Origin of the sequence: Acinetobacter sp. UBA1496, assembly GCF_002324975.1 — a bacterium.
Classification (GTDB): domain Bacteria; phylum Pseudomonadota; class Gammaproteobacteria; order Pseudomonadales; family Moraxellaceae; genus Acinetobacter; species Acinetobacter variabilis.
The window spans coordinates 1-9,818 of sequence record NZ_DCRI01000003.1 but is presented as its reverse complement, the minus strand read 5'-3'; the positions used below and the strand labels follow the sequence as shown (position 1 = coordinate 9,818).

Annotated in this window: 12 protein-coding genes; 3 read left to right on the top strand and 9 right to left on the bottom strand. The window is 45.3% G+C overall.

The features are described from left to right. The first annotated feature begins 232 nt into the window (after window positions 1-232). Both dapB and B3143_RS00405 read left to right on the top strand, forming a co-directional pair. Window positions 233-1,054, top strand: coding sequence for a 4-hydroxy-tetrahydrodipicolinate reductase (gene dapB / locus B3143_RS00410; RefSeq protein ID WP_034704877.1), 822 nt, complete (start codon window positions 233-235; stop codon window positions 1,052-1,054). Between the two features lie 57 nt (window positions 1,055-1,111). Beyond that, window positions 1,112-1,756 carry an START domain-containing protein gene (locus tag B3143_RS00405; protein WP_034170748.1) on the top strand — a complete coding sequence of 215 codons (645 nt, stop codon included), beginning with the start codon at window positions 1,112-1,114 and terminating at the stop codon, window positions 1,754-1,756. Between the two features lie 49 nt (window positions 1,757-1,805). Here B3143_RS00405 and B3143_RS00400 read toward each other — a convergent pair whose 3' ends face one another. Both B3143_RS00400 and dkgB read right to left on the bottom strand, forming a co-directional pair. Next, entirely contained in the window at window positions 1,806-2,981 is a 1,176-nt protein-coding gene (locus tag B3143_RS00400) for an MFS transporter (protein ID WP_286739117.1), read from the bottom strand. 9 nt (window positions 2,982-2,990) lie between these two features. Further along, window positions 2,991-3,797 carry a 2,5-didehydrogluconate reductase DkgB gene (gene dkgB, locus B3143_RS00395; protein WP_286739115.1) on the bottom strand — a complete coding sequence of 269 codons (807 nt, stop codon included), beginning with the start codon at window positions 3,795-3,797 and terminating at the stop codon, window positions 2,991-2,993. Window positions 3,798-3,910: 113 nt separating this feature from the next. On the opposite strand from dkgB, the gene B3143_RS00390 reads away from it, so the two are divergent. Then, window positions 3,911-4,801, top strand: a complete 891-nt coding sequence (locus B3143_RS00390; protein WP_286739114.1) for a LysR family transcriptional regulator — start codon at window positions 3,911-3,913, stop codon at window positions 4,799-4,801. A gap of 86 nt (window positions 4,802-4,887) precedes the next feature. Here the strand turns inward: B3143_RS00390 and ahr are convergent, their stop codons facing one another. The 7 genes from ahr to B3143_RS00355 form a co-directional block, all read right to left on the bottom strand. After that, window positions 4,888-5,910, bottom strand: coding sequence for an NADPH-dependent aldehyde reductase Ahr (gene ahr, locus B3143_RS00385; protein ID WP_286739113.1), 1,023 nt, complete (start codon window positions 5,908-5,910; stop codon window positions 4,888-4,890). A gap of 4 nt (window positions 5,911-5,914) precedes the next feature. Then, window positions 5,915-6,496, bottom strand: coding sequence for a DNA-3-methyladenine glycosylase I (locus tag B3143_RS00380; RefSeq protein ID WP_180032032.1), 582 nt, complete (start codon window positions 6,494-6,496; stop codon window positions 5,915-5,917). Window positions 6,497-6,517: 21 nt separating this feature from the next. Continuing rightward, window positions 6,518-6,763, bottom strand: coding sequence for a hypothetical protein (locus B3143_RS00375; RefSeq protein ID WP_004780440.1), 246 nt, complete (start codon window positions 6,761-6,763; stop codon window positions 6,518-6,520). A 15-nt stretch (window positions 6,764-6,778) separates the two neighbouring features. Next, window positions 6,779-7,282 carry a M23 family metallopeptidase gene (locus tag B3143_RS00370; protein WP_376745124.1) on the bottom strand — a complete coding sequence of 168 codons (504 nt, stop codon included), beginning with the start codon at window positions 7,280-7,282 and terminating at the stop codon, window positions 6,779-6,781. 90 nt (window positions 7,283-7,372) lie between these two features. Continuing rightward, entirely contained in the window at window positions 7,373-8,401 is a 1,029-nt protein-coding gene (gene mutY, locus B3143_RS00365) for an A/G-specific adenine glycosylase (protein ID WP_376745123.1), read from the bottom strand. Between the two features lie 163 nt (window positions 8,402-8,564). After that, a complete protein-coding gene (locus B3143_RS00360; protein ID WP_286739108.1) occupies window positions 8,565-8,924 on the bottom strand; it encodes an HIT family protein in 360 nt (119 codons plus the stop codon). A 78-nt stretch (window positions 8,925-9,002) separates the two neighbouring features. Beyond that, window positions 9,003-9,737 (bottom strand): dienelactone hydrolase family protein, encoded by a 735-nt coding sequence (locus B3143_RS00355; protein WP_159124503.1) that lies wholly within the window; start codon window positions 9,735-9,737, stop codon window positions 9,003-9,005. Window positions 9,738-9,818: the final 81 nt, after the last annotated feature.

The window sequence follows — 9,818 nt, the reverse complement described above, 5'->3', positions numbered from 1 at the left end:
CCTTTATAGGGTTAATTATGAACAGTAAGTGTCAACAGACCCTAATCATTATTCCTCTAACGGAATTATTTTCTTTTTACTTGTCCATAAAATATTGTTTATATGGATACATATCAAAAACCCTCATGATCCTCTTTAATTCTTTTCATTGATTTTTATGCGATCAATCTTAGTGTTATGAGCGAGTTTTGCTATAGTAAGAGCAATTTCGAATCAACATCAGGACTATGTTATGTCAGCGACACCACGCATTGGGATTTTAGGTGCAGGCGGCCGTATGGGACGCATCCTTATTCAGGCGGTGAAAGAAGCCGGTTACCAATTGGCAGCAGCTGTTGAGCGCCCTGAAAGCTCATTGATTGGCGCAGATGCCGGTGAACTGGCTGGTGTAGGGAGCCTGGGTGTAAAGGTTGTCGGCCATCTTGAAGAAGTAGTTAAAGACTGTGACGTAGTGATCGACTTTACTGCGCCTGCTGCGACGGTGAATCATCTTAAAATCTGCCGTGAAAATGGCGTTGCGATCGTGATTGGTACGACTGGTATGAATGACGAACAAAAAGCTTATCTGGATGAATCTGCAAAAGAAACTCCAGTGGTCTATGCAGCGAATTATTCAGTAGGTGTGAACGTTTCGATCAAACTGCTAGAACTTGCCTCTAAAGTCTTTGGTGATACGGTCGATATTGAAGTGATTGAAGCACATCACCGTCATAAGGTAGATGCGCCATCAGGTACAGCTCTTATGATGGGTGAGGCGATTGCTGGAGCACTGGGTCGTGATCTGAAAAAAGATGCGGTATATCATCGTGAAGGGCATACGGGTCCTCGTGAACGTAAAAGTATTGGTTTTCAGACCATTCGTGGCGGTGATATCGTCGGTGAACATACTGCAATGTTTATTGGCGAAGGCGAGCGTGTTGAAATTACGCATAAAGCCACCAACCGTATGAACTTTGCAGCGGGTGCCGTACGTGCCGCAGCTTGGGTCGTTGGTCGTGATGCACGTAAATATGACATGAAGGATGTACTTGGTTTTAACGATATTCAAGTATAAATTTTCGTCAAAATCCTATATAAAAATAACTTAAAACTAAAATAAGATGACAATGGAATGAAGAAATTAATATTAATGGCGTGTGCTGTAGCCTTTGCCGCTACAGCACAGTCGACCTCTGTGCAGAATGCCAAGCTCAGCATTAATAAAAATAATATTAAAGTCTGGACCTATCAGGATGAACGTAATCCCGTTTTTCTCTATAAAGCCGAAACCACCTACAATGTCCCGATTGAGAATGCCGTTTCTCTGATTCTGGATGTTGATCATGCGGTGAAATGGGTGCCTTATATGGGCAGTATCAAGGTGCTGTCGCGTGATGATAAAAAAGGCGATTTCACCTTGTATATGGTGCTGGATTTTCCATTCCCTTTAAAAGACCGTGATCTGATTGTGCAGGGCAAAATGATCAAGGATGCCAATGGTCAGATCACCATCAAGAATAAAGCGATTCAGACTGGGTATGCCCTAAACCCGAATTATGTGCGTTTGACTGATTATCAGGGAGACTGGACTTTCCAGAAACTGGCCAATAACAAGGTCAAGGTATCGACTTATGGCTATGCCAATCCTGAAGGTTCGATTCCTTTAACCTTTGTGAATATGTTTGTGCAACAGCAGCCTTATCAGATGCTGCAAAAGATGAAAACCGAACTGGCTAAACCTGTGGCAACGCCTGTGTTACCTGAAGCTTTACGTTAAATAGCCAATAAAGAGTCCGCATCAGGCGGACTTTTTGATGAAGGAAATTTTAAGAGCATTGCTGCGCAGTTATGTCTTGCTGCGGAACCAGTTTCATTTGGATAAAGACCAAAAGCAAAGCAACAGCACTGAGCCCAGCACCGGTAAATGAAACCGCACTATAGCTAAGTCCCAGATTTAGCACACTGGCTCCCGCAATCGCACCCAAAGCATTCCCGAGGTTAAAGGCACCAATATTTACCGAAGAAGCCAGCCCAGGCGCATCATAAGCCACGGACATGACTCGCATCTGTAAAGGTGGAACCACGGCAAAGGCAGCAGCACCCCAGATGATTAATGCCAGACCTGCGCCAAGAGCTGTGCTTGCCAGAATCGGGAAAAGCAGCATCATCAGCATAAGCAAGATTAAAAAGCCGATCAGGGTTTTATTTAAGGATAAATCTGCAAACTTGCCACCCAGATGATTACCAATCGAGAAACCTACCCCGATCAACACCAGCATCAAAGTAATCAATGCAGGGGAAGCCTGAGTAAAACTTTGCAGACTCGGGGCAATATAAGTGTATAGGGCAAACATGGCCCCTGCACTCATCACGGTAGTTAATAAAGCTAAAACAACAGGCAGGCGGGTCAGGACTTGCAGCTCCTGCCTTACATCCGGTTTCTGACTGCTTTGGCCTTCTGGTAAGGCTTTCCATAGGGAGAACATGGTCAGCACACCAAGCAGGGAAATACCCAGAAAAGCCATACGCCAGCCGATATGTTGTCCTATCCAGGTTGCCAGTGGCACCCCGCCAATATTGGCAATGGTCAGGCCCATAAACATCATGGCTACAGCGCTGGCCTGTTTATCTTTCGGAACGACACTGGCCGCGACAACCGAACCAATCCCGAAGAAAGCACCATGGTTCAGGCTGGTAATGATGCGTGCCCCCATCAGCCCCAGATAATTAGGCGCTAATGTCGCCAGAATATTACCAATCGTAAAAATCGCCATCAGTAAAATGAGAGACTTACGTTTGGAATAACGGCTTAACCAGAGGGTCATTAGTGGTGCACCCAACATCACCCCTAAGGCATAGGCACTGATCAGCATCCCGGCACGAGGAATCGAAATCTCTAGATCACGGGCGATTTCTGGCAGAAAACCCATTGGAGAAAATTCAGTGGTACCAATTGCAAAGGCACCAACCGCCAGTGCAAGCAAAGAAAAATTAACTTTCATGGTTTCTGTTTAATCCCAGATAGGCGCAAGCTGGTCCGGATCAACCTCGCGGCCATTGCGCTCCAAGGTGCTGATCAAAGCCATTTCTTCTTGAGACAGTTGTATCTCCTGCGCTGCCAGATTGGCAAGCAGATGTTCACGTTTGGTTGAAGAAGGAATCACAGCAAAACCTTTTTGCAAGGCCCAAGCCAGTGCAATTTGTGCAGTCGAAGCCTGATGCTGTGCAGCAATTCCTTGCAGGACAGGATCATTCAGCACTTTGCCATAAGCTAGTGTCATATAAGAGGTGACATCAATCTTCTGAGATTGTAGGAAACTGACCAGACGCTGATTTTGCAGATAAGGACTGAGTTCAATCTGGTTGGTTACGATATGCTCCAGACCAATACTATCAATCGCTTGCTGGGTCAGCTCAATATTGAAATTGGACACACCAATATGCTCAGTCAGACCTTGCTGTTTGGCTTCTAATAAAGTCTGCATCAGCTCAGGAATTTGAACGCCTAAACGAGGTGCAGGCCAATGAATGAGCGTTAGATTGACTGCATCGGTACGTAGTTTATGTAGACTCTCTTTGAAACTTGGAATCAGTTTGTCTGGTGCGTAATTATCTGTCCAGATTTTGGTGGTAATGAACAGCTCGTTACGATTAACCTGACTTTCTGCAATGGCCTGACCCACTTCTGCTTCATTGGCATAAATCTGTGCCGTATCTACAGCGCGATAACCGACTTCCAGTGCTGTTTTGACTGAATCAATGACGGTCTGTCCAGACAGGCGAAAGGTACCGACACCAAATTGAGGAACAATATTCATAGCTTTAATCTTTAAGTATTTTCGATGTTGAGTATTTTGTGCTTTTTATTGTTGCGAAAAAATAGCTGAATTTGCAAAATATTATTGACCGAAAATCAATAAAAGAGTGACAAATGAAATCGACGATTGAAGAATTACAGGCTTTTGTCACTATTGTGGATAGTGGTTCTATCGTCATGGCGGCAGAACGTTTAGGCCAAACCACTTCGGGTGTCAGTCGGGCGCTGCAACGTCTGGAAAATAAGTTAAATATTACTCTTTTAGAAAGAACCACACGTAAGCTGAAACTGACTCAAGAAGGCCAGCTATTTCTAGAAAAGGCGCGCAAAATTCTCAATGATTTGGCAGAAGCTGAGGATGCTTTGCTGAAATCAGATAGTGATACGTCAGGATTGATTCGGGTAGATTCAGCGACACCTTTTGTACTGCATGTAATCGTGCCGCTGATTCAGGAATTTATGCAGCGCTATCCCCACATCGAAATTGAACTGAATAATCATGATCAGGTGATTGATCTGCTGGAACATAAAACCGATGTCGCGATCCGCTTTGGAGAACTGCATGATTCCAGCCTGCATGCCAGATTATTATGCCGCAGTCGTTTGTATATTGTGGCTAGCCCTGAATATTTACAGCAAAAAGGCAGTCCGCAATCAGTGGCAGATTTATCGGAGCACACTTTGCTGGGATTTAGTCAGCCTACGCATCTGAATACTTGGCCGATTCGACTGAATGGCGAACCTATCACTGTGAAGCCAAAGATTCGGGCACCCAATGGGGAAACGGTTCGTCAATTGGCTTTATATGGGGTGGGTATTACTTGTCTGTCACGCTTTCTGGTTGAGGATGATTTACAGGCGGGTCGTTTAGAGGCGCTATTTGAAGACCAGATTGAGCTGCATTATCAAAAAATTCATGCAGTTTATTACCGTCAGGAGCATCTGCCTAAACGGGTGCATCTATTTATTGAATTTCTGGCTCAGAAGCTGGCTAAATATTTATAAACCAATTATTTACAAATATAGCCATAGAAAAATCTGCCCTAACATGCTGCTAGGGCAGATCTAGATTTACTGATGATCGGTACAAATTAGAAATCGGCTTTCAGTACGATCCGGTAACGGGCTTTGCCTGAGTGCAGACGTTCAATCGCAGCATTAATTTCCGACATTGGGAATAACTCAATTTGTGGCGCAATATTTTTACGTGCCGCAAATTTTAGTAATTGACGTAAAGCTGCTGGTGAACCTGTCGGCGAGCCAGTCACAGATTTAGCACCACCAATCAGTGAACCTGCAGAAATTTGCATGGGTTCCAATGGTAAGCCCAGCATATGTACAGTACCATTTGGTGCCAGTGTTGATAAATAAGCCTGCCAGTCTAGTGTGACATTGACAGTACTCATTAATAGGTCAAATTTACCACGAAGCGGTTTAAGCGCTGCTGGGTCACGACTATTCACTACATGGTCTGCACCCATGGCTTTCAGCTCATCGGTTTTATCCAGATTTGAAGTAAAGGCGGTAATTTCACACCCCCAAGCTTTCAGTAGCTTGATCGCCATATGTCCCAAACCGCCAATACCAATGACACCGACGTGGTGAATGGCCTGAATCTGATGTTTTAGAATCGGATCAAATACGGTAATCCCGCCACAGAGCAGGGGACCGGCACTTTCCGGGTCCAGATCTTCAGGTAAGGGAATTGCCCATTGCCAGCCAGCACGGACTTTATCTGCAAAACCGCCTGCATGACCGACAATGGTTGCAACCTGACCACCGGTACACAGCACTTGCTGGCCTGAAATACAGGAATCACAATGTTGGCAGCTTTCCGCAGTCCAGCCAATACCGACACGTTGACCTACTTTTAAACCTTTGGCTTCAGAACCCAGTTGCGTAATGGTCCCAATCACTTCATGTCCAGCCACCACAGGATAGACCGAAGATCCCCAGTCATTATCGAGTACTGAAATATCAGAATGGCATAGGCCGCAGTATTCAACTTTCACTTCGATCTGATGCGGCTGAAGTTCACCCGCATCAAATTGATAAGGTTCCAGAGCAGCACCGGCAGACATTGCGGCATAAGCTTGAATAGTATTAGTGGACATAGATTCAGCTCTTATTTGAATGGGAGGATATTGTTTTAAAGTGACAGTGATTTTCATGGTCATCGACCATGCCGACTGCCTGCATAAAGGCATAACAGATCGTAGGACCGACAAACTTAAAGCCTGCTTTTTTTAAGGCTTTGGACATGTTCTGGCTTTCAATGGTTTGTGCCGGAGCCTGGCGATAATCTGCCACATCATTATTCAATCGGGGCTGCTGGGCAAAGGACCATAACCATGTGACCACATCAATCTCTTGAGATTTAAGCTGTTGCCAGGCCCGGGCATTATCGCGAATTGCAGTTAGTTTACCAATATGCCGGATTAGACTAGCATCTTGCAGTTTTGCGGTGAGTTGCTCATCTGTAAATGCCGCGATGGTTTCAATAGAATATTGAAAGAAATGTTTGCGATAAGATTCACGTTTTCTGAGTACGGTAATCCAGGCTAAACCGGCCTGTTGGCCTTCCAGACACAGCATTTCAAATAGGCGTTTTTCATCATGCAGCGCCTGTCCCCATTCCTGATCATGGTAGGCAGTATAGAGGGGATCATCAGAGCACCAGCCACAGCGTTGGATCGTCAAGGGATGCTCCTTTTTCCTATTTTATAATTTAAATGTCGTCCACTGATCTTGCTGATTATCCCAGTAGGAGAGTTCTGCCTGCTGTAGATCACTGAACTGGATCCACATATCCTTACCACTTTTATCGGCATAACCGGTACTGATCAGAAGCGCCTCTTCGGTAATTTCCATGATCCAGCCCTGATAGGTCTGGCCATTGAGCACGATTTTCTGTTGATTGCCTGATTCAGCAAATTCGACCAGACGGTTGATCAACGCTTCTGACATGTAAACTTCCTAAAATTAACGTAAATATGGATAAGGGTTAACAACACCACGACCCTTACCACCTAAATAAAGACCATAATGCAGATGTGGCGCAGTATGCCGGGCATTGCCAGTATTACCGACATAACCAATGACATCGCCCTTTTTGACATAGTCACCGACTTTCAGGCCACGCTTATGACCATCCAGATGTGCATAATAATGCCAGGCACCACCTGGACCCAGAATCCAGACTACTTTACCACCCAAATTGTTATTCCGTAAATCCGCGATTAGACCAGGCGTCGCACTGCGAACCTTGGTTCCACGTGGAGCCAGAATATCAATGCCCTCATGCAAACGGCCACTACTACGCGAAGCTCCCCAAGTATCTTTCAATTCACGAGCCTGGACCCGATCTACCGGAATCGGCAGAGAAGAGGGCATACGCATATGATTCAGTTTTTTGACCAGTGCCGGATTAAGTTGAACCGCAGAAGGATGTTTCGGTGCGCTACTACACGCCACCAGAAATAACATCACCAAAGAAAGCCCGACAAACGCAAGAGAATGGCGCAAAATATTTATCCTTAAATGAGGCCAGTATGATTCTTCTTGTTCCAGACTATGTCATAAATTTACGGTAGAAATCAATTTTTTCATGGCGGTTGGAATACCTGCATTGACCGCAGTTTCCGGGTTCATCCAGAAGCCCTGTAACTCAATCGCCAGATGTTCCTGCTGATCTGCATCGACTGCAAAAACCATGGCTTCAAGCTGCCAGGTAAAATGGGTGAAACTGTGGCTGATCTGGATCTTTTGTACGAGATTTTTCAGACCCAGTTGCTGGCACAGTTGTTCAAATGTATGAGTGTCTTCAATAATTGGCAGACACCAAAGCCCGCCCCAAAGACCACTATTAGGACGTTGCTGCCATAGCCATTCATCACCTGACTGGATCAACAGCACTTGAGCTGCTTTGACCGGTACCGGCTTTTTGGCTTTTTTAAAGGGCAATTCATTTTCCAGACCCTGTTGATGTGCCTTGCAATGTTGCTGCATTGGACAATACAGGCATAAAGGCTTTTTCGGAGTACAGACGGTCGCACCGAGATCCATAATCGCCTGGGTATAGTCATGATTCCGTTCAACCGGGCAAAGCTGTTCAGCAAGCTCCCACAAGGCACGTTCATGAACCGGTTTAGACAGATCATCTTCGATCGCAAAAAATCGTGCCAGCACCCGTTTGACATTACCATCCATGATCACGCCGTACTGACGTAAACCCAAAGACATTAAGGCTCCCGCGGTTGAGCGGCCAATGCCGGGCAGGGCGATCCATTCTTCCAGGCTCGTCGGGAAATGCCCCTGCCTTGCCACAATACCGGCTGCCTTATGTAAATTACGGGCACGCGCATAATAGCCCAGCCCCGCCCAATAGGGCGCAACATCATCCCAGGAAGCTGTACCGAGATCCTGTACCGTCGGAAAACGCTGAATAAACCGCTCAAAATATTGCAGCACGGTTTTGACCTGAGTCTGCTGTAGCATAATTTCAGAGACCCAGACCTTATAGGGATCATCGGCCACTTGCCACGGCAAATCATGGCGGCCATGCACATCAAACCATTCTAAAAGGGCATCTGAAAACACAAACATGAAAATAGAACAAACTAGAAAACGAGGCTTAGTATAACTGAAGAGACTCAGCTAAAAGATGAAAAGTCTGCTAAAACAGCGAGACTGCAAGAGTAAAAATGAATAAATGGAAGGGACAAGTGAACACTTCGAAAAGCATTCACTCAGTAAAAAAATTAAATTCTTATTCTTCAATGCCCCAGCGTGCATCCAGCTTTAATATCTTGCCTTCATAACGCGGGATAATATGAATGTGCAAATGCTCTGATTTTTCCTGAAATACTTCGCCGTCATTAAACCCAATATGGAAACCGGAAGGTTGATAGCGTAGTTGCAGTTCATTACGGGCCTGCTCAAGTAAAGACATCATACTTTTACGTTCTTTATCTGTGATTTCAAAAAATGACGCCACATGACGTAATGGAGTAACTACATAATGTCCTTTGGACAGCGAGTTCGGTTCAGGTAACACGACAGCAAAATCATTTTTAGCCAGAATATCGTATTCGTCAAAATTACAGTACGGGCAGTTATTTTCAGTCATGATATTGGCTCCTTTCATTGAATTTATTTTTTCATGTATGACCCAGCTCGATCATGAGCCGGATCAATTTATCTGTTATTAGGCGAGTTGTCGTGCCAGTAATTCATACATGGCAGCCAAGCTTTGTTTTTCTGCTTCAGCATTGTAGCCCAGATCGACACCATTGGCCTTGGCGCGCTCATCCGCAAGCGGGTTGCTAAATCCATGCTTGGCATTTTCAAATACAATCACATTATGCTCGACCTTAGCCGCCTGCATTTCTTCTTTAAAGCTGGCGACATCATCCAGGCTCACCATACTGTCCTTTTCACCATGTAGGACCAGAATTTCTGCCTGTACCTGGCCTTCTTGTGCAGGTGCTTTAGGAGACAGGTTGGCATGGAAAGTAGCCACAGCTTTTAAAGGTGCATTTGAGCGAGCCAGATCCAGAGCCACTTTACCACCGTAGCAGAAACCAATCGCAGCCAGTTTTTCCGGATTGACTTCATCCTGTGCAGCCAGTGTATCTAGCGCTGCTTTTGCACGATTCACAATGGTGTCCGGATCTTCAAACGTCTGCATCATCCATTGATAGGCTTGATCAGAGTTGGTGGTCACTTTCTTGTCACCATACATATCAATTGCCAGCGCGGCATAACCATGTTCCGCCAGTTCACGGGCACGCTGTTCAGTATAGTCATTGCGGCCCCACCATTCGGGTGCCACGATAACACCTGCTACAGGTGCATCAGTTTCTGGTGCGGCAAAATAACCAATCAAAGTGCTGCCATCCTGCGCAGTATATTGAATTTCGCGGGTCTTGATTGCTGCCATGCTGAAGTCCTCTATTGTTGTTGAATATTTTGATTAAACTATAAAATAGCAAAACTGCTATGGGTGGTGTTTCAAAAAGTA